The sequence below is a fragment of the Salegentibacter sp. BDJ18 genome, assembly GCF_017579965.1.
In the GTDB taxonomy this organism is placed as follows: Bacteria; Bacteroidota; Bacteroidia; order Flavobacteriales; family Flavobacteriaceae; genus Salegentibacter.
Map to the genome: position 1 here is coordinate 20,759 of NZ_JAFLQX010000023.1, position 22,042 is coordinate 42,800.

The following is a 22,042-nucleotide window of genomic DNA, read 5'->3' on the forward strand; positions in this document are numbered from 1 at the left end:
ATAAAGGCCTATGAAAAAAAACTACCCGGGACTTTTTTCTTGCTTTAAACCAGGCCTATTTTTGCTGGCCTTTTTATTTTTTAATTTTAGCGGATTTGGACAAACAATTGGAGCCGCCACAGTAGCGGGAACCCCGGTATGTGCGGGATCTAATGTTAATATTTCTTTTGAAGTGACCAATGGTGTTTATACCAATGAAGCTTTTACCACCAGTACAAATTATGACGTTTACCTATCAACTAGAATAAATGGTCAGTATTCCACTATAAATACTGTGATACATTCTTTCACTTCTTCAACAGCACCTTCTTATAATCAATATGCAAGTACCATTATTAATGAAACTGTTCCTATTCCGTCCAATTATACTACTAATTCCAATTATGTAATTTGGGTAGGCTCATCTTCTCCAAATACTGTTTCTCCATATGATTCTGCTCTTTTTAGAATAAATGCTGCTCCCTCTAATCCCACAGTATCTAACAACGGTCCCATTTGTGTAGGAGGAACTTTACAATTAAATGCTTCTACAATTACAGGAGCTTCTTATAGATGGACAGGGCCAAATGGCTACACCTCTACTGCACAAAATCCTGCACGTACGAATGCTACGGCTGCAATGGCTGGTGTTTATACCCTGGTTGCCACTGTGAATGGATGTTCCAGTAATCCCGTGAGTACTACAGTAGGTGGAAGTGTTCCAAATAGCAGCCAGACAAGTGCCGGGAACGACTCCTGGATTGCCCATGTGTATGATGGAACAAACCAGGGCGTAGCCTATAATGGCAATTTTACCAATTACGTAGGAAATTATACTGAACCCGTTCTATTTGATCAGGCTTTTGGAGGAAATTCCAATTGTTTCTCTATTCGGGCTAACTCAAATCCCATTTCTATTTATACTGATACCTTCTCGGTACGTTACCGAATGAATAGCTCACAAAAGGGATTGTACGCTGTCTCCATAGGATCTGATGACGGAAGTAGGTTAAATATAGACAATAATCTGGTTTACAATTACTGGGGTGATCGCGGTTATACAGTAGATGCGAATATTCTGGTTAATCTTACTGGGAACAGTAAACTGGTACTGGATTATTATGAAAATGGTGGAGGGAACCGGTTAAGTATTAGCGGTGGTACAACACCAATTATTGAAAATACTTTAACTCAAAATACTGGCCAAAGTATTCCAATAGGAAATATGGGGCAGACAATAAGCGGGGATACTTATGAAACATATGCATCCACTCTCCCAACAGGAATTTCTAGAACAGGAACAGGTTATCAATGGGCTTACAGTACCACGCAAGGTGGAGCCTTAACTAATATTACCGGAGCAACAGGAGCAACCTACACACCTTCCACCACTTCAGGTCATTTTACTACTGCCGGCACCTATTATATATATCGTATTGCTACCCTCTCCAGCACCAACAACAGGCTTTCCAGTACTTATCTGGCCAGGCATAAATCCAATGCAGCAATTCTTACAGTTGGTAGCGGATTTACCATAACACAACAACCAACTGACCAAACTGTATGTGCCGGTTCCCCTTCTACTTTTTCTGTAGATGTTGATGGGCAAAATTTAACCTACAAATGGCAGCGCAATGATGGAGGAACAAGTACTAATTTCTATGATATTGCTGACGGCACTGATTTTACAGGTACAAATTCATCTGTTCTCACTGTAAATGGTGCTGAGTGGTTAGATGATAAAAGCTTCCGGTTAAAAATAACGGATGGAGCCGGAATGACTGCATATTCAAATTCGGCATTACTTCAATATATCGACTCCCCAGATTATGTTAATGGGGCTCCAAATGCTAATGTTTGTAGTAGTCAGAATACATTTTTTGAAACACAGTCTTCAGAAACCAATTTCCAATGGGAGCTTAGTGAGGATGGAGGTTATACCTGGATCACTTTAGTTAATGATGACAATCACCAAAATGTAAACCAGGCCAGACTTGATATTATAAATGCGACCTCCGCAATGAATAATAATATGTATCGCCCCAAAGTAAGTAAAAATGGTTGTGATTTATATGCAGCCCCGTCTACTCTTTCAGTAAGTAATTCTCCAGTTATAACGGATAACCCTGCTAATCAGGCGGTTAATTCAGGCTCAAATGTTTCATTTCAATCTTCTGCGACAGGTACAGGATTAAATTATCGCTGGCAGGCCAATAATGGTGGCAGCTGGTATGATATTTATGATGACGGAACTTACAGCGGAACAGGAACTACACAATTGACACTAAATAATGTACAGCAGTGGCAGCCAAATTATAAATTCAGAATGAGGGCAACTAATAGTTCTGATTGTAGTTCATTATCCGATGAAGCTGTTTTAACAGTAGGCGGGACTTGTGGTTTCCGTGAGCCTATTGACATAAATTTTCAAAGTGACTATGGCAACGATACCTGGATCGGACATATTTATGATGGTACTAATTTCGATACCTATATTGGCCATTATAATGAACCTGAAACCTTTGATCGTAATTTTGGAGGGGACGCTGTATGTTTTGAGATGGTAGCAGGTGGATTTGTTGAAACAGAAACATTTTCTGTTCGATACCAAATGAATTCCACCAGCAATGGTGTGTTTGTGGTAGATTTAGGATCTGATGACGGCTCACGTTTACGTGTAGATGGGGAGTTAGTCTTTAATAATTGGACTGACCAGGCTCATAGCATACGTCCCCGGGTTTTATTCAGCTTGAACGGAAACAGTAACCTCGAATATGAATTTTATGAGGCCTATGGAGGTAACAGGGTAAATTTTAATAACCTTGTTCAAATAATGGAGAATGAATTAGAAGGAAATATAACTCAAAACTATTGTACAGGAGATGGTACGTCTCCTATTACAGGCGATATGTTTGGTGCCCTTCCTTCAGGAATAAACCCAGTTGGTACTGGGTACCAGTGGACCTATAGTACAAGTCTGGATGGACCCCGCACCAATATTACAGGTGCAACTTCCGCATCCTTCACTCCTAACATTTCCTCAGCTCCTTTTAATACACCTGGTACCTATTATATCTTTAGAAACGTTACTTTTTCCAGTAGTAATAATACCGGAGTAAGTCCTACTGAGGTTACTCATGAATCCAATCCGGCCACCCTGGAAGTAAATTCTCAAATATCGAATAATGAAATTGTTTTTAGAGAAACAGGAACTGTGTGTGCTACAGTTAATGAAAATGGAAATTTAAATATATCGGCTCCTGAAGGTACTGTTTTCATTTCGGTAGATTTTGCGAGTTATGGAACGCCCGAAGGGACCTGTGAAAACTTCACCCTGGGTACCTGTCACGCCACAAATAGCCAAACAGTGGTAGAAGGATATCTGCTTGGTAATAATTCTGCAACAATACCTGCTACCAATGCGGTTTTTGGTGACCCCTGTAGCGGGGTGGTAAAAAGACTGTATGTACAGGCAACTTACGCGGAACCGACAGAACTTTTATGTAGCGGGGACGATCCCGGTACTATTTCAGGGAGCACTCCGGAAAGTAATGGTGGAGATTTTACTTATTCATGGCAAATAAGCACCACTGGTCCCGATGCAGGCTTTACCGAAGCTCCGGGTAGAAATGAGCTTCAAAATTATAATCCTGGTCCATTAGAACAAACCACGTGGTTTAGAAGAGATATTCTTACAGATAACTGTGAACCTTATGGTTCTAATACTGTTGAAATTCCTGTAAATCCTTTACCAACTGGGACTTTAAACGGGCCTTCTGCGGTTTGTGCGGGAGAAACTATTTCCTTTTCAGGGTCTTTAAGCGGAGTAGGTCCATGGGATGTCACTATTCTCGCAAATGGGGTGCCATACGATTTCATTTTTTATAGTGACACTTTTACGTTATATGAAGATGAACAACCTCAGGAATATAATACATATAGTATTTCTAAAATAACCGATTCCAATGGCTGCACCAACACCGATGTTAGCACTATTACAATAAAGGTGTTACAAGATGTATCGAACAATGAAATATCAGGCGACCAGAACCTTTGTGGTACTGGGACTCCTGAGACCTTGTTAGGTTCAGAAGCTAACGGTGGTATTGTTGAATACTTATGGGAATCCAGCACTGAGGGACCTACGGGAACTTTTACAGCTGCTCCTGGAACAAATAATTCTAAAAATTATGTTCCTGATTCAGTTACTCAGACTACCTGGTTTAGAAGGACTGCAAGTAATAATTGTAGCGAACTGGTTTCTAATATTATAGAAGTAAGCGTTCTTTCCCCTCTTTCCAATAACAGCATTAGTCTTGCAAATGAATCTACTTCTATCCAATCAGTTTGCACCGATACTAATCCCGGAATAATTACCGGTACCGTCCCTACTGGAGGTGATGGAAATTTTTCTTATCTATGGGAAAGTAGTACAACGGGTCCGGATAATGGTTTTAATCCTGCCGGAGGAACTAATAACACGCAGAATTATGACCCTGGTATTCTCACGCAAACAACCTGGTTTAGAAGAACAGTAAGTTCCGCCACCTGCACAGAAATTTCATCAAATGTTGGGGAAATATCAGTCAATCAGCTTCCTACAATTAATTCTATTAGTGGTGATAGTAGTATTTGTATAGGAGAAACAACATATTTAACAGGCAATCTTACGGGAACAGGACCGTGGACGGTGCGTGGAACAATGGACGGTGCGGCTTTTTCCATATCATCTACATCATCCTCTCTTTCTTATGCCTTGACCCCTACTGCGAACACAACTATAAATATAACTGAGATTGAGGATGAAAATGGATGTGTTAATAATGAGACGTATACGTTTACGATTAATGTGAGCCAGGAAAATACCTGGACCGGCGCCCAAGACACCAACTGGAACAATGCAAATAACTGGAGCTGTAATACGGTTCCCACCCTTGAAATTGACGTTCTCATCCCTTCAGGTCTTACAAATTACCCCGTAGTATTACCAGAGGATACAGGTCTTTCCAAAAATCTTACTATTAAAACAGGAGCTTCAGTTATTGTGGATCAAAGCTTATTTGCAATTGCGGGCCAAACTGTGAACCAGGGAATTTTCAACGCTGAAAATGGATCTGTATTTTTCTCTTCCGAGATTTCTCAAATTATTCCTCCAGACTTTCTTGAAAACGATCGTCTTGAAAATTTGTATATATCAAATTCAGTAGATGTAACTTCACAGGCTAACATTGAGGTAACTGGCTTAGTACAGGTTTTTAATGGAGATTTTTATACCGGCGATAAACTAACTCTTATATCAAATAGTACCCAGACGACGTTAATAAGTGGAGCAGGAAATGGTGAAGTTATCGGCATCGTAAAAATGCAACGCTATCTGGATAAAGCTTTCGGGTATAAATATTTTAGTTCCCCATTTCAAAATTCCACCGTAGGAGATTTCGCTCCTTATATGGATTTTGAAGATCCGGTTACTGGATTCCCACACTTTTACAGCTATAATGAAAACCGAAATATCAATATAAATGATATTGTTCGGGATGCTACCGGCTGGGAAGCATATACAACTACTACCAATAGTTTGAATATAGCTGAAGGTTATGCGCTTAATTTTGGAACTTCAACCGCTGCACAAACTATAGAGTTAAGTGGTGAAGTTAACAACGGTACAATTCCCACCCGCCAGTTAGAAAATAATCATCGTGAATATACCAGAGGTTTTCATTTGGTAGGAAACCCATACCCTTCCCCAATAGATTGGGATGCTTCCCAGGGTTGGACGAAAACTAATATTGATGACGGAATTTATTTTTTCACCGCCAGTGATACAAGTCAGTATACCGGTACCTATTCTGCTTATGTAAATCAAGTATCTACAACTGATGGAAAATCTTCTAACATTATTCCTTCTATGCAGGGCTTTTTTATTAAAGTAAGTGATTCTGACACCCAGGACGTAGTGACAGGAAGTTTTGGAATGGACAACAACGTACGGGTAAACGATTTTGACCAGGAATTTTTAAGAACCCAGGAAGAATTAAAACCTTTAATTCGTTTGGAGGCCGGTTTTAATACTTCTAACCAGCAGGATGTTATGGTTATCTATTTTTCATCTTATGCCACCCCAAATTTCGAAAAGGAAATGGATGCCCATAAATTGATGAATACCGATCCCGCGGTTCCAAGCTTTTATAATCTAACCGAAAAGAAAAAGGAATTGGCCATTAATGCAATTCCTTTCCCAGAATCGAGGAGCTATAAGAAAATTCCCCTGGGAATAAAAGTTGATCAAAATGGGGAAATGAAGATCAAGCTGGCAGCGGTAGAAAATTTGAATTCAAACTTTAATATTTACCTAATTGACCACGAAAAAGGTACAGGCCAAAACCTTAGAAATAAGCCGGAATATAAATTCAGTATTCAAGCTGGAACTCATAATTCCAGGTTTGAATTAATGTTTTCTGAAGAAAAAGTAACCAGTCCTGCCATTGCTTTTAACGAACCATTTGATGTGGAAGTTGAAAATGGAAATGTGGTTGTAAAAATGAATTTAGAAGAAAATAAGCAAGGAATTTTAAGGGCCAGTACCATGACGGGGCAAATCCTGCAAATAAAGGAAGCAGGCGGCAAAGACGAGGTTATTTTTGAAGGAATTACCAGTGAAGGAGTTTATATTATAAATCTTCAGGTAGGTAAAGCGCAATACGGTAAAAAAGTATTAATAAAAAAATAAATAAAAACTATGCAAAATAGAAGCTTATATAAAGAGACTTTTTTGTTGTTATTGCTTACGTTTTCAGTATTTGAAATCAAAGCCCAGGAAAATCCGCCAGTCCCCATAGAGGTTGAAGTTAGAACTTCCAGGAACCTTAATTTTGGTTCGTTTACTGCCGGTAGTGCGGGTGGGAATGTGACGGTAAGTTACGATGACTTACGAACCGTAAATGGAGATATTGTTGAACTTAATTTTGGTGAACCGGTTTCTGCCGCTTTATTTGATGTGTATGCTAATCCCGGGACAATTATTCAAATTGAAACTTTAGGAGATTATATTTTGCTAAACCAGGATACAGGAGCCGAAATAAAACTTACAATTAACAGTTTTAGCACTGGCCAAAGAACTTTTGTCACCCAGGCTCCCAATTCCCAAACCCCAAATGAAGTTTTTGTTGGAGGTACTTTAACCATTCCTCCAGATAATTCTGGGACTCTTCCCGGTACTTATTTTGGTAATTTCACTTTAACCTTTATTCATCAATAGATAAGAAAGTTAAGCGAAATGCGAACCCTAACCTGCGCTTTTTCTATTGAGTTTTACAAAAAACTTTCTCTGGTATTTTGTCTCCTGCTATTATCCTTTACAGGACTAGCCCAGGAAGATCTTCCCGAATACGACGAATTAAGTGTGGATATGAATGTACCCGACCTCGGTACTATTGAAATTCCTATCGCTATTAAAAATCAGGACGCTTATATTCCAATAAAGGAGCTTTTTGATTACTTGAAGATTAAAAATGAAGAAACCACTAAGGGCGTAGAAGGTTTCATTATAAATCCCGATTCTACTTATCAAATAAATCCTTCAGAAAATAGGATTATCTATAAAAATGAAGAATTTTCTCTTTCAGAAGAAGATTATATTCAAACTCCGCTAAACCTTTATTTAAAATCGAATCTTTTCGGCGAAATCTTCGGTTTAAATACCAATTTCTCTTTTAGAAGTCTTTCAGTAACTATGAAAACCGAAAAAGATCTACCGGTAATTAAAGAAATGCGGCTTAAAAGGGTAAGGGAAAATCTGAATCGTGTACGCGGAGTAGTTGAAGTTGATACTACTATGGAAAGGCGTTATCCGGTTTTTAAAGGTGGGGCATTAGATTGGGGCGTGGTTACCACACAGCAAAGTGAATTTGAAAATGACAACCGATTATCCTTAGGTTTGGGAACAATGTTTCTTGGTGGAGAAACCAATTTAATGTTGAATTACTCTACCCGGGTTCCATTTGATTCCCGGAACCAGTTTTACCAGTGGCGGTATGTGAATAATGATAACCGGGCTTTTAAACAGGTAACAGCCGGTAGAATTTTTACCCGGGCCACCTCTTCCCTATTTGCACCGGTAAGTGGGGTTCAAATTAGCAACAGCCCGTTTCAAAATCGAAGATCATTTGGAACTTATGTGTTGAACGATTATACCGAACCACGCTGGACGGTTGAACTTTACGTAAATAATATCTTAGTTGAATTTACCCAGGCTGATGCTTCAGGTTTTTACACGTTTGATGTGCCGTTAATGTATGGAAATACGGCCGTAAGTCTTCGTTTTTATGGTCCATATGGCGAAGAACGCATTCAGGAAAGGGTGATCAATATTCCGTATAATTTTGTTCCAAAAAATGAGTTGGAATATACCGTTAGCGCCGGGATTGTAGAGAATGAAGACCTTGACCGATTTTCCAGGGCTAATTTTAATTACGGGCTCAGTAATTCTGTAACCATTGGTGGTGGTGCCGAATATCTTACCGGCGTGACCAGTGGCGAAGTAATGCCTTTTGTGAATTCATCTATTCGTTTTGCTTCAAACTTTCTATTTACAGGAGAATATATGCACGGCGTTAAAGGCGAAGGGATTTTAAGTTATCGTACTCCCGGAAATATCCAGGTAGATCTTAATTATATAAAATATGATGAAGACCAGACAGCAATCAATTTTAATTACCTGGAAGAAAGAAAATTAAGTTTTTCGGCACCCATTAGAAGTAAAAATTTCTCGATGTTTAGCAGGTTTAGTGTAAACCAGATCATTATGCCTACTACCGAGTTCACTACGGCGCAATTATTACTTTCAGGAGCAATTATGGGAATTAGCACCAACCTTACCACCTATGGCATCTACAATGACCGTGTAAAAGAACCAACTATCTATACCTCGCTTTCGCAAAATTACAGGCTACCAAATAAATTTTTATTTTCACCGCAGGTGCAATACGATTTTAGCAGAAATCAATTCAATAATATTATCCTGGAAGTAGAACGCCCGGTTTTTGAAAACGGATTTCTAAATGTTGCCTACGAAAATAATATGCTCAGAAATGCCCATATTTTTGAAATTGGGTTAAGATATGCGTTCAATTTTGCTCAAACCTCGGTGACTTCCAGGCTGGGGAACCGAAATAATTCTTTTGTACAATCGGCTCGTGGTAGTTTAATGTTAGACGATAATACCGGTTATGTAATGGTAAACAACCGTACCGCCATGTCTAGAGCTGCTTTAAGCATTATTCCGTTTCTCGATTATAACACCAACGGCAAAAGAGATCCTATGGAACCTGCAGTGCGAGGAATGGAAATTAATAATACATCTGGCCGACTTTCGTATAACGAAGATGAAACCGTTTTGCGAATTACAGAGCTTCAGCCTTATATAGATATTATTCTGGAAGTAGATCCAAACAGTCTGGATAACATTGCCTGGAAAGTTAAAAATGAAAAGATTAAAGTGCATACCGTTCCTAACCAGTTTCAGGAGATTGAAGTGCCGGTAGAAGTTCTAGGGGAAGTAGCCGGAATGGTATATTTTAAAGAAGGAAACAGTCTTCGTGGCCAGGGCAGGATTACCGTAAACATCTTAGATGAAAATGAAAACCTGGTAAAAGAAATTTTAACTGAAGGAGACGGATACTTCACTTATTTGGGATTAAAACCCGGAAATTATACTGCTGAAATTGATCCTGTACAAATGCAGAAATTAGGTTACACAGCCAGCGAATCAATTGAATTTGAAATTAAAGTAGATCAATACGGTGATATTGTTGATACACTGGAATTTACCATTGAAGCCGATTAGTTAAATTATAAACCATATAATTAGGGAAACTGATAATCCAACAATAGCAATTAAGCTGGTCATTACCGTCCAGGATTTAAAAGTTTGTTTTTCAGTTAATCCTAAATACTGGCCTACGAGCCAAAACCCGCTATCGTTAACGTGAGATAAAATTGAAGCTCCTGAAGCTATGGCAATCACAATAAGCGAAGTTTGCGCCATAGAATAATCGCCTCCCGTTAAAACCGGCGCAGTAATTCCTGCTGCGGTTATCATTGCCACCGTAGAAGAGCCCTGTAAAATTCTCACTAAAGCAGCTATAATAAACCCAAAAACCAGCGGATTAAACCAGGCGTTATTTAAAGCATCTGCAATCATCTCTCCTGCCCCTGTTTCAATTAAAATTTGTTTAAAAGCGCCACCGGCACCGGTAAGTAAAATAATTATTCCGGCGGCCTGGAAAGATTTAGTAGCTACTTTCAGTAAAAATTCTTTTTGCATTCCTCTTCTAACTCCAAGAAAATACCAGGCTACAAGATTTGCTATTATTAATGCTGAAAATGGATGCCCCACCAATTCTATCGTATATAAAAGTCCTTCCGGAATTAAAACTCCATCAAATAATGGACTTTGCACTAAAGTATTTCCTACAATTAGAAAAATTGGAATTAAAATAATAGAAATAATAAGTCCGGGAGAAGGTGCTTTAGATTCATCGTATTCTATTTCTTCGGTAAAAGTTTTAGGTTCAATCTGGATTCTTTTAGAAATATACCTGGCGAAAATTGGTCCGCTGATTATTGCTGCGGGAATTCCTGCCAAAAATCCAAAAACAATTACCCAACCTAAATCGGCGCCCAAAATATCTGCAACCGCAATTGGTCCTGGTGTGGGCGGGATAAAAGCGTGCGTAATCGCCAAACCGGCCAAAAGAGGCAGTGCATACAGCAAAAGTGATTTACCGGTACGTTTGCTCAATGCATAAGTAACCGGTACCAAAATAATAAATGCCACATCAAAAAATACCGGAATTGCAACAGCAAAACCAGTAACCATCATAGCCCACGGGGCTTTTTTATCACCCGTTTTTTTCAATAAAAATGAAGCTAAGCGTTGTGCCCCTCCAGATTGTTCTAAAACTCCACCGAATAAAGCTCCTAAACCAACTACTGTAGCGACAAAACCCAGCGTACTGCCCATCCCGTCTTTCATCGTTTCCAGGATCTCTGTGGCGGGCATTCCGGCGATAATTCCTACCGCAATGCAAACAATTAGCAAAGCCAGAAAAGCCTGTATCTTTAATCTTAAAATAAGGAAAAGCAAGAGTGCAATCCCGGCAAAAACCGCAAAGAGTAATTGTAGTTCCATTAATTATTGGTTTTCCATTGAGTATGAAAAAATTCGCCCCGGGGTTTATCAGTTCGCTCGTAAGTATGTGCTCCAAAATAATCCCGTTGGGCCTGAATCATATTTGCAGAATTTTGAGCTGAAGTAAAGTTCAGTAAATAATTGGTGGCAGCCGATAAAACCGGAACGGCAAAACCAGACTGAAGCGCAATACTAACTGTTTTTGTCAAGGAAGCCTGGTTTTTCTCTATTTCTGAAATGATATTTTTATTCAGCAGTAAATGATTATTTGAATCTTTAAAAATATCAACTAAATCTTCCATCAAACCGGAACGAATAATACATCCATTGGTCCAAACACGGGAAATCTCAGATAAATTAAGGTTCCAGCTATATTCTGATGAGGCAACCCGAAGTAAATCATAACCTATGGTATGATTAATTATACTGGCAGTTTTATAAGCCTGGAATAATTCATCTTTTATTTCCTCTAAATTCCCACTTTGGTTATTTTCATTTCTATACAAATTTGAAGCATCCACCCGAATTTTTTTCATCCCGGAAATATTCCTGGCCAAAACCGCAGTAGTAATAGTATCTAGCGGAACACCCAGTTCTAAAGCGGCGTTGGTAGACCAGCCACCGGTACCTTTTTGTTTGGCTGCATCTAAAATTTTATCAATTAAAAATTCTTCATTCTCCTTTTTGCGCAAAATATCTACTGAAATTTCCAGTAAATAGCTTTTCATTTCCTTATTCCAGGTTTCAAAAAGATCGGCAATTGTTTCCGGTTTTGAATTGGTATAAAACCTAAGAAAATGATAGATTTCAGCAATTAGTTGCATTTCGCCGTATTCAATACCGTTGTGAACCATCTTTACAAAATGTCCTGAACCATCGGGGCCAATATGAGTACAGCAGGGGTTTCCAGTTTTGTCTTTTGCCGCTATCTTTTCCAAAAGCGGTCCCATTTGTTTATACGCTTCTGCAGAGCCACCGGGCATAATTGAGGGACCTTTTAAGGCGCCTTCTTCCCCACCCGATATTCCACAACCTATAAAATGAATTCCCTGTTCTCTTAACATCTTTTCCCTTCTACAGGTGTCTTTGTAATGGGAATTGCCACCATCGGTAATGATATCACCTTTTTCCAAAAAAGGAAACAAACTTTCTATCACTGCATCAACCGCAGCGCCGGCATTTACCATTAATAAAACCTTCCTGGGACGTGTTAAGGAAGAAATGAATTGCTCCAAATCATCAAAACCCTGAAAGGTATATTTTTCTGCATTTTTCTGAACAAAATTTTTGGCAATATCTTCTTCAAGACCGGGTACTTGCCTATTAAAAACAGAAACATTAATATTTTTTGAAAGTAGGTTTAAAGCCAAACTCTTTCCCATTACTCCAAGTCCTATAAGCCCAATTTCAGCTTCAGGAGCTTTTAATTTTGTCATAATTTCTTTTAAAATATTTTCTTCAGAAGTATTTACATTTACTCGTAATCCATATTGTGGTTCTTCCAGGGTTTCAAATTGCGAAGTGAGCATTTCTGGTTTAAAATAATGGCCTTTCCTGGTTTTTAACCTTTCTAAAATCACTTCAAAATCAGCCGATAGGAAAATCCAATTTAAATGTTCTTCAGGAATGGAAGTTAATTGTTGTCTATATTTTTCTTTTAGAGCCGAACAGGCCAAAACAGCGCCACCGCCTTGCTCCCATTTTTGAATATTTTCAGCTAAAATGGCCAACCAGCCTTTTCGATCTTCATCCTGTAGCGGGATACCGTTTTTCATTTTCTCCACATTTTCGGAAGGATGAAAATCATCGGCATCATAAAAAGGTAAATTCAATTCTTTAGCGAGAAGTTTTCCAATAGTAGTTTTACCAGAACCCGAAACACCCATTACAATATATATGGCCATTAGTAAGTGATTTTTAAGATTTCCAGCTTTCGGATTTCTTCGCCTAATTTGAAATCAATTTTATCTCCAACCTTTTTACCGGTAACCGCTTTTGCGATAGGTGCCACAAAAGCGATCTTTTGTTTTTTAACATCAGCCTCATCTACCCCAACAATTTGAAACTTTTGAATATTTCCATTTTGCTTCAATTCAACCAAAGCTCCAAAACGCACTTCATCTTCAGGTTGCTCTTTAGGGTCTAAAACCCTTGCGGTGCTAATTCGCTCTCTTAATAATTTGAGATTGCCATCTATAACCGCCTGTGCCCTTCTACGTTCTGTTTCATTTTCTTTATCGAGATTAGCACGTTCTGCTGTGAACTTTTCCTCTTCTTCCTTTAATTCTTTTAATCCATTTGGCGTAACATAATTTGTTTCACCCGCCGGTAAAGCCGCTCTTGGCGGTATTATAGGAGCTTCTTCCTGGTCGTCTTCTTTTACAAATCCTCTGCTCATAATTTAGTTTTAAACTTCAAAATAGGAATTAATATGCTTCGGTAAAAAATTATACTGATTTATTAATTCATAAATCTTTCAGAAGAAGAATTATACCAGGCGGTATTCCCTTATTTTTATTTTATAAATTTAAATAATGAGCCTCGAAATAGCCATATTGTTTCTTATCATCATCGTGGTAATTGTTTTCTTTGCCCTGGAAGTTTTTCCGGTAGATAAAATTGCGTTTTTTATTCTTGCCGCCTTATTATTAACTAACCTGGTAAGTCCCGAAGAAGCTATTTCTGGCTTTTCCAGCCCGGCAACTATTACGGTACTGGCTTTAATGATAATAGCCATAGGCCTGGAAACAAACGGGGTTATAGACTGGCTGGCCAGCGGACTCAAAAATCTAAGGGTTCTTCCAATATTTTTAATGGTACCTGTCTTTATGTTTATTGCAGGGAGTATTTCGGCATTTATAAATACTACAGCTGTGGTAATTGTTTTTATAAAGATTATTACAGAATTATCTGCTAAATACGATATCCCCAATTCAAAATTGCTTCTACCAATTTCTTTCGCGGGTATTATAGGCGGGAGTTGCACGCTAATGGGTACTTCTACCAACCTTATTGTAAACGCAGTTGCTATAGACAGAGGTATTGAAAGGTTTAGTTTCTTTGAATTTACCTGGTATGGAGTTATTTTTATGGTAATCACCATTGTTATAGTAAGTGCTTTAATTAAAATACTCCCCAACACCAAAAAGACTAAAATAAGTGAAGATTATAATCTGGATGAATATATCACTAAAGTAATTGTTACCGAAAATTCCAGTGTAATTGGAAAAAGTATTAGTGAAAGTTTTTTATATAATAATGAAGATATTGAAGTTCTAAGGCTAAAACGAAACGGGATTATAAACGATCGTCCAGGGAAATTCACTACGCTCAAAGAAGGCGATCAACTTTTACTGCGCTGTAATCTTGCAAATCTTATAAAATTAAAAGATGCTAAGGGATTTACCGTAATTAAAGAGGAAGACAATAGGAAACTGGCCGATCCTATTACTGACTCTGAAGAACTGGAAGAAAATGTACAGGTAGTAGAAATTTTAATGCTGCCCAACTCCCCATTAATAGGAAAAAGTATAAAAACCGTGGGATGGTATGATCTTCACGGGGCGGTACCGCTGGCGATTAGAAAACGAAGAAATTTTAGAAATCCCAGGCGTAGAATTTTTAATCGGGGAAAAGATGAAATTGAATTAAGGGTCGGAGACCGCTTACTGGTTGAAGTTAGCGAAAGCGCCCTTGATGAACTTCAAAAAATTGAAAATGTAACGATCTTGCAGCAACACAAGAATATTGAAGTTACTACTAAAACTAAAAAATATATTTCGCTTGCAATTCTATTAGTGGTTATTGCGCTCTCCGCATTTTCTATTTTTCCCATCTTAAAAAGTGCACTTATTGGCTGCTTTTTAATGATTTTTACGAAATGTATAGACCTGGGTAAAATTTATTCCCAGGTAAACTGGCAAATTATTTTCCTGCTAGCGGGGATGATTCCTTTAGGCGTAGCAATGAACAATACCGGCGCCGATCAATGGATTTCAGACCAATTATTGCTAATTTTTGAAAACCAAACAGATATAATTGTAATTGGGATTTTATTTCTGGTGACGATGGTTTTAAGCGGATTTATCTCTAATAATGCTACGGCTATAATAATAACTCCTATCGCCATAAGTATTGCGGCGAGTATGCAAATGGATCCAAAACCCTTTATTCTGTCGGTGCTATTTGCTTCTAATTTTAGTTTTTTTACACCTGTAGGTTACCAAACCAATACCATAATTTATGGGATGGGAATTTACCGTTTTAGGCACTTTTTTATCATTGGCGGTATCGTCTCCCTGGTACTTTGGGTTACTGCTTCCCTCCTGCTATCTGCTAGTTTATAATTAGGAATCTGGTTTAAATTCCGGTATTTTTGAAAAAAAATTATGCCCAATTTACTTGTAATTGGTTGTGTTTGGCCCGAACCTAATTCTTCTGCCGCCGGTAGTCGAATGCTGCAATTATTAGATTTTTTTCTTTCTGAAAATTACGAAATCACCTTTGTAACTACCGCGGCCCGCAGCGAATTTGCTGTAGATTTAGAAGAGATGAATATCGCTTCTGAAGTGATACAAATGAACCATCCTTCTTTTGATGATTTACTTAAAAGAATCCAACCAAATCTGGTACTTTTTGATAGGTTTATGACTGAAGAACAATTTGGCTGGAGAGTAAATGAAACCTGCCCAAACGCGATAAAAATCTTAGATACAGAAGATCTTCATTTTTTAAGAAAAACCCGGATTGAAGCTTATAAAAAGAATATTTCTGCTGAAAGTCTTTATTTTGATGTCGATATCACGAAAAGGGAAATTGCAAGTATTTACCGCTGTGACCTAAGCCTGATAATTTCAGAAGTTGAAATGGAATTGCTTCAAAATGAATTCAATATTCCTAAAACTATTCTGCATTACCTTCCTTTTCTCCTGGAATCAATTTCCGAAGAGAATAAAACGGAATTGTGCCAATTTAATGAAAGACGGAATTTTATAAGTATTGGTAATTTTCTCCATGAGCCTAACTGGAATGCCGTTTTATATTTAAAAGAAGAAATCTGGCCGTTGATTAAACAACAACTTCCAGCTTCCAAGCTGGAAATTTATGGTGCTTATCCTTCCCAAAAGGTATGGAATCTGCACAACGAAAAAGAAGGTTTTCTTGTAAAGGGCCGCGCTGAAAATGCAGCAGAGCTAATGCAAAATGCTAAAGTTTGCCTGGCGCCAATTCAGTTTGGAGCAGGATTAAAAGGAAAATTAATTCAGGCAATGCAATGTGGAACGCCTTCGATAACCACAAGCATTGGTGCCGAGGGAATTGCGGGAGAACTCAACTGGAATGGTTTTATAGCCAACGATCCTAAAGAGTTTGCAGATAAATCGGTGCAATTATATTCCGAAGAAAATGTATGGCAAAACTCGGTAGAAAATGGTTTTAGAATAATTAATTCCAGGTTTAATAAAGACGCATTTCAGCATAAATTCTTAGAAAGAATCACTGATTTATTTCAGAATATAGATTTCTACAGGCAAAAGAATTTTGTAGGGAAATTGCTGCAGCATCATCAGCATAGAAGTACGTATTTTATGGCCAAATTTATTGAAGAAAAAGAGAAAAATAAAAAAACCGCCGGTTAGCCTACCGGCGGTTCCACTACACAAAAGGAACAGTTGCCTGTTCACAAACAGAAATCAAACAAATTGAGGTACTTCTCGTTCCTCAAACAATTTATGGTTTAAACCCTGCAGGGTTTGTATCTTGTTTTTAGTATCTACCAGTAAAGAAATATTGTTGTCACTGCCGCCGTAAGAAATCATTCTCACAGGAATATCGTTCAATAATTCAAACAGTCGGCTGGTACTTTTATCTTCAATAAGACCCTCGCCCACAATGCAAATAATACTGTGTTCTTTTTCTACTGTTATCTCGCCGTAGGCGTTTAATTCTTCCAGGATAAGGTCTAAATTCCTATCGTCGTCTATGGTTAAAGAAATTGCAATTTCAGAAGTGGTTATCATATCAATTGCAGTTTCGTATTTATCAAAAACTTCAAAGATCTTTTTTAAGAAACCGTGCGCCATAAGCATTCGGTTAGACTTAATTTTAATGGCGGTAATCCCATCTTTAGCTGAAATTGCTTTAAGTCCGCGGGAATGAATTTCAGCTGAAATTTTAGTTCCGGGGAGATCGGGAGTAAAAGTATTTTTTAGAAATAATGGAATCTGTCTTTTTATAACCGGAGAGATCGTTTGCGGGTGCAAAATTTTTGCGCCAAAATAAGCGAGCTCGGCAGCTTCCTCAAAACTCAATTCGGCAATTGCGTGGGTATTTTCAACATAACGAGGATCATTATTATGAAACCCATCAATATCAGTCCAAATTTGAACTTCTTCGGCCTGGACTGCCGCAGCAAGTATTGTTGCGCTGTAATCGCTTCCGCCTCGTTTTAAGGTGCTAATATTATTTTGCGCATCAATTCTTACAAAACCCTGGGTGATATAAATATCTGAGGGTTCCAGGTTTTCTATATTCTGCTGAAATAGTTTGCCAACTAAATCTGTATCAGGATTTTCCAGGTTTGAAACCTGCATAAAATCTTTGGCATCCAGGAAGTTATTTTGAATTCCTGAATTCGTAAGAAAAGTAGAGAAAATATAGGTAAGCATAGTCTCACCGGTAGTCACAACTTCAGCGTAAACCTTTTCAGAGTATTTATTACGGCTAATTTCCTGTAAACCTTCAAGCACATTATTCACAAAAGCTTTGGCATAAGAATTCAACCCAGGTTTGTCTATAAGTTCATCTATAGTAGTTTCGTGCTTTTGTTTTAATTCAGCAATAATAGAATTAATAACTGAATGATCTTCAAGCTTAATGTTTTCGGTAATTTCTACCAGTTTATTAGTCACCCCGGCCATTGCCGAAAGTACAAGAACTTTCTTTCCTTCTCTTGAAGCTAATATGTTCTTAACATTTCTAATGCTTTCTACAGATCCTACTGAAGTACCACCAAACTTTAATACTTTCATTGCTAAATATTTACTCACTATGTGAGGTTTTTAATTTTAAATATTCTTTTTGTTATTCCGGTTTTATTAACTGAAATAATTTGATGCATAATTAGAATTAAAGCTTCCTGCAACAAAAAATATCTATCAATTTATATACATTTGCACAAAATGTACAATATTTAACAATGAAGACCATTACTACCTGTGTTCACGATATAATTAGACACCAACCCTTTTTGGATGATGCAATTGCCCGGGATATAGTAAATTTTAGCGGACTCGCAGAAGACATCCAGCCCCAAGTAGAAAAAGAAATGCGCAAACCGGTAAAGCAGGGCTCAATTATAATGGCACTAAGGCGCTATGCCCCTCGCCGAACCAAAATTAATATGCAGCATTTACGGGAGCTGGGAGATATTGTGGTACGATCTGGAATTACCGAATATACTTTCCTAAATTCTAATACGATTATCGCCAATAAAGCAAGATTGCTGGATGCGGTTAAAGATCAAACCGGGGTTTATCTTAATTATTCCAGTAATTACCAGGAAAGTAATATTTTGGTTTCTTCCAGCTTAACAAACCTTGTGGAAGATTGCTTTAGAAATGAAAGAAGGGTTTCTATAAAAGAGGAACTTTCTTCTATAACTATTGCGCTGCCAAAAAACAGCTCGCAGTTTGTCGGATTATATTTCTACCTTTTTAAACTGCTGGCATACGAAGGGATACCTATTTTTGAAATGATCTCTACCTCAAACTATTTCGCCCTTTTCTTAGAAAAGGAATATGTAAACCAGGCGTTTTTATTAATTAATGAGATTAAGAAGTAAATAGACGCTCCCCTCCTTTAAAAGGAGGGGAATGAATTCAGCTTTGCTGAAGAAAGGGGTGGTTTACCCCGTTCAAATTTTATAGGTAAAAATTATCTCAGAATTCAGAATTTATCTATTACCAAAATTCAAAGTAAAAACCAGAGATCACTACCGCCACTATAAGAATAAGTAAAATGGTAATAATAAAACCTATCCCGAAATTAGTTTTCTTATTGTCTTTTAAAATGTAATCTTTTTCTTCGTCGTCTTTTTTTAATTCCATAGGTTAGTTTTTCTTCAAAATTAATATTTCCAGAATTTAAGAATGATAAGGTATTCTTAAATTATTGTAACTGGTACCACCAAACGGAATTCTGAAAATTCATAGGTAAAACCAACTGATTTTTTTCAGCATCAAATAAAATATCTCCCGAGCTTTTTTCTGAAGTTAATACTTCTTTAAGTTCCCCGTCCTTATTAATAAGGTGAATTGTTCCCGTAGCCCAATCTGAAATACAAAAAGCATCATCGCCAACCGGTTGAACGCCGTCTAAATTCCCAATTCCTTCTTTAGATACTTTTTCGATCTCGCGAGTATCCATATCAATTTTCAAGAAATTACCGTTTGTATTTTCTCCCCAGGCAGCAGCATAAAGATGATCTTTGTGGGCGTAAAGTCCGTTTACATATTCTAATCTTGTAGTGTTTAAATATTCAATAATTTCTCCTTTTTTATTTTCGGGAATCATCATATTAGCTGAATCGCCGGGCATTAAATAAATAGCACTTTTGCCAGAATCTGAAATAAAAATATTGCCAACCGCATCTATAGTAATATCGTTTAGAGACTTTGCGTCCTCAACTTCAATTCGTCTTGTAATTTCTGATTTATCAATACTAATTTCAATTACTTCAGTATTATTGGTAACATAAACTTTATCATCTTTCACCAGTAAACCTTTTGGATCTTTCAAACCATCTATCCATTTTAGCTCAATAATTTCTCCTTCAGCAGAAACCCTGGAAATAAAGCCATCTCCGGCTTCGTTATCGGCCATATTTGAGATATAATATTCATTTTTTGCTTCGTTAAAAACCACAGATTCGGGATGGCTAAAACCTTCTACTTTTTTTATTAAAGTGGCAGATGTACTTTGGGCATAAACGCCACTACTAATAAACACGCTTAAAAGAAGTATTTTAATAGAATTTAATTTCATAATATTTTTTGTTAGTTTTTATAAAGATACAAAATAGAAATCTTTAGAATTTTTAAGGTTTGTACTAATATGCTGCTAAATATTTCCTAATTCTAAATTTTGAAATTCGATTTCAGCTAAATTAGAGCTACTTAACCTATAAATTATCAATTATGAAAAATATCATTAGAGCTATACTTGCCGGTTGGGGCGCCAAAAAACTTGGCGGCGGCTGCGGGTGTATAGGGATTATCGTGGTATTTATAATCCTTTGGATTATTCTTGGTTACCTAGGGCTCGGATAGTTATTCGTAATCTGCCATAATAGTATTCCATTCCATTGTTTTCATTACTCCAATGAGAACAGGATCAATTTTATTCAATAGAGCCGAATTTTTAGGGAAACTATACCCGTAATAATCCTTTTTCAGGGTTTTGGGGAGAACTTCAATATCATTTTCTAAGCCTCTTCTTTTTAATTCGTAACGCAAAATAGGTTCATCGTAAACAAAGAGCTTTGTTTCTTTATTTTCTAAAAGTTCTATTCCTTCTTTTTCACTAATTACCTCGGTATGCTGAATATTGTAAAGGTTTAGCAGTTCCTGGGCACTACTACTTTTTACGCTGGTAACTTCAAATTTAGATAAATCCTGAACGCCGGTGATTTCATCGTTCATTGTTTGAACGGTAAGTGATGATGCTATTCCAGCCGTTAAACTCGAAATAATAATTATGGCCATAAACATCCAGATTAAACCAATTATACGTCCGCCGGGAGTTCTGGGCGATTTATCTCCATAACCTACCGTGGTCATTGTAACGGCGCTCCACCAGAAACCTTCCAGGATTCCACGAGAACCACCGCCAAATTCTTCAGCATTCTTTTTACGTTCAAAAATCCAAACCAGAAAGCCGAAAACGAAAATTACGGCTAACAGAATTAGTATTGCTGAAATAAAATTCCAGCTAAATAAATTGGCTAAATAACTAAAAACCTGAGATTCGCTCCTTTTGGCTATCCCAGTATGCGATATAAAATAGGGCTGGGAAAAATCCATTCGCTCCATTCTATTATCGGTCACCGTAACGGGATTAATACTGAAATCCACTTCGTTATTTTCAATAGCAATTAATAATTCGCCAAGAGAGGCATATTCTTTAAACTCGTAATTAAAATCCAACTCATCATTTACCAAATCCCAGGCATCAATGCTAAGTCCGGCGTATTCACCGTTTTCGTTCATCACAAAAGGAGGAGTTGGTGTGACCCCAATTACAAAGGTTTTATTGAGATCAAGACTATCTGGGGCTTGCTGGGCATTAAAACTGAAACTTGAAATTAATAAGCTAAATAGAAAAAAGTATTTTTTAATCATTAAGAGTTATTCTTTTATGTTTTTATTCTTTGAAATTGAATCTACCGGGACCTCATAGTAAATCTTTAATTTTTTCCTTCCAAATTCCCTGGCTTTTTGTACATCTTTATCCATATAGATGTCAATTTTATTCTTCCAACGGTAATGCATTTTATCTTTTACCAGATAAATGCTATCAAAACCTTCAATTTTTACCGGCGTATTGTAGTCTAAGCCTTTTTTAATTAAATCTCGCGATACGGCAATGGCTCTTAACCCAGGCTTTAAAGTGTCTCCCCACGCAGTAATATTTGCACCACCCGCACCAGTTTGCCAGCTAAGGGAATTATAGGCTGAAGCTGTAACTTCCAGGGTGTCCCAGACTGTAGATGGCTCTTCGGAATTTTTATCATTAAAATTACAAGCTATAAAGCCGAAATAAATAATTATTAAAAAAACTATTATTCCGGCTTTCATAACTTATAATTTTAAATTC

Annotated in this window: 15 protein-coding genes; 7 read left to right on the top strand and 8 right to left on the bottom strand. The window is 37.4% G+C overall.

The annotated features are described in order from the left end of the window. The first annotated feature begins 10 nt into the window (after positions 1-10). The 3 genes from J0871_RS12345 to J0871_RS12355 are packed head-to-tail and all read left to right on the top strand — an operon-like array spanning position 11 to position 9,823. Complete coding sequence (locus J0871_RS12345; RefSeq protein ID WP_208225658.1) at positions 11-6,709, top strand: hypothetical protein; 6,699 nt, start codon at positions 11-13, stop codon at positions 6,707-6,709. 9 nt (positions 6,710-6,718) lie between these two features. Continuing rightward, the gene (locus tag J0871_RS12350; protein ID WP_208225659.1) at positions 6,719-7,237 is read left to right on the top strand and encodes a DUF4402 domain-containing protein; all 519 of its coding nucleotides are present in this window, start codon (positions 6,719-6,721) and stop codon (positions 7,235-7,237) included. 18 nt (positions 7,238-7,255) lie between these two features. Then, positions 7,256-9,823 (top strand): carboxypeptidase-like regulatory domain-containing protein, encoded by a 2,568-nt coding sequence (locus tag J0871_RS12355; protein ID WP_208225660.1) that lies wholly within the window; start codon positions 7,256-7,258, stop codon positions 9,821-9,823. Here the strand turns inward: J0871_RS12355 and J0871_RS12360 are convergent, their stop codons facing one another. The 3 genes from J0871_RS12360 to J0871_RS12370 are packed head-to-tail and all read right to left on the bottom strand — an operon-like array spanning position 9,824 to position 13,568. Further along, positions 9,824-11,170: a gluconate:H+ symporter gene (locus tag J0871_RS12360; protein ID WP_208225661.1), complete on the bottom strand. Its 1,347-nt coding sequence runs from the start codon at positions 11,168-11,170 to the stop codon at positions 9,824-9,826. It lies immediately after the preceding gene. Then, the gene (gene gndA, locus J0871_RS12365) at positions 11,170-13,074 is read right to left on the bottom strand and encodes an NADP-dependent phosphogluconate dehydrogenase (RefSeq protein ID WP_208225662.1); all 1,905 of its coding nucleotides are present in this window, start codon (positions 13,072-13,074) and stop codon (positions 11,170-11,172) included. The genes J0871_RS12360 and gndA overlap by 1 nt, the downstream gene beginning before the upstream one ends. Then, positions 13,074-13,568: a GreA/GreB family elongation factor gene (locus J0871_RS12370; RefSeq protein ID WP_208225663.1), complete on the bottom strand. Its 495-nt coding sequence runs from the start codon at positions 13,566-13,568 to the stop codon at positions 13,074-13,076. The genes gndA and J0871_RS12370 overlap by 1 nt, the downstream gene beginning before the upstream one ends. A gap of 136 nt (positions 13,569-13,704) precedes the next feature. Here J0871_RS12370 and J0871_RS12375 point away from each other — a divergent pair, with 136 nt between their 5' ends. Both J0871_RS12375 and J0871_RS12380 read left to right on the top strand, forming a co-directional pair. Next, positions 13,705-15,516 (top strand): SLC13 family permease, encoded by a 1,812-nt coding sequence (locus J0871_RS12375; RefSeq protein ID WP_208225664.1) that lies wholly within the window; start codon positions 13,705-13,707, stop codon positions 15,514-15,516. Between the two features lie 42 nt (positions 15,517-15,558). After that, complete coding sequence (locus tag J0871_RS12380; RefSeq protein ID WP_208225665.1) at positions 15,559-16,806, top strand: glycosyltransferase; 1,248 nt, start codon at positions 15,559-15,561, stop codon at positions 16,804-16,806. Positions 16,807-16,860: 54 nt separating this feature from the next. Here the strand turns inward: J0871_RS12380 and J0871_RS12385 are convergent, their stop codons facing one another. Continuing rightward, a complete protein-coding gene (locus J0871_RS12385; RefSeq protein ID WP_208225667.1) occupies positions 16,861-18,198 on the bottom strand; it encodes an aspartate kinase in 1,338 nt (445 codons plus the stop codon). 167 nt (positions 18,199-18,365) lie between these two features. Here J0871_RS12385 and J0871_RS12390 point away from each other — a divergent pair, with 167 nt between their 5' ends. Beyond that, positions 18,366-19,010, top strand: coding sequence for a hypothetical protein (locus tag J0871_RS12390; protein WP_079734003.1), 645 nt, complete (start codon positions 18,366-18,368; stop codon positions 19,008-19,010). Between the two features lie 118 nt (positions 19,011-19,128). Here the strand turns inward: J0871_RS12390 and J0871_RS12395 are convergent, their stop codons facing one another. Beyond that, complete coding sequence (locus J0871_RS12395; protein ID WP_208225669.1) at positions 19,129-19,275, bottom strand: hypothetical protein; 147 nt, start codon at positions 19,273-19,275, stop codon at positions 19,129-19,131. Positions 19,276-19,336: 61 nt separating this feature from the next. Next, entirely contained in the window at positions 19,337-20,212 is an 876-nt protein-coding gene (locus tag J0871_RS12400; RefSeq protein WP_208225671.1) for a hypothetical protein, read from the bottom strand. A gap of 152 nt (positions 20,213-20,364) precedes the next feature. Here J0871_RS12400 and J0871_RS17375 point away from each other — a divergent pair, with 152 nt between their 5' ends. Then, positions 20,365-20,496, top strand: coding sequence for a hypothetical protein (locus tag J0871_RS17375; RefSeq protein WP_257787182.1), 132 nt, complete (start codon positions 20,365-20,367; stop codon positions 20,494-20,496). Here J0871_RS17375 and J0871_RS12405 read toward each other — a convergent pair whose 3' ends face one another. Continuing rightward, positions 20,497-21,567 (bottom strand): transporter substrate-binding domain-containing protein, encoded by a 1,071-nt coding sequence (locus J0871_RS12405; protein WP_208225673.1) that lies wholly within the window; start codon positions 21,565-21,567, stop codon positions 20,497-20,499. Positions 21,568-21,573: 6 nt separating this feature from the next. Continuing rightward, complete coding sequence (locus tag J0871_RS12410; RefSeq protein WP_243870490.1) at positions 21,574-22,023, bottom strand: 3D domain-containing protein; 450 nt, start codon at positions 22,021-22,023, stop codon at positions 21,574-21,576. Positions 22,024-22,042: the final 19 nt, after the last annotated feature.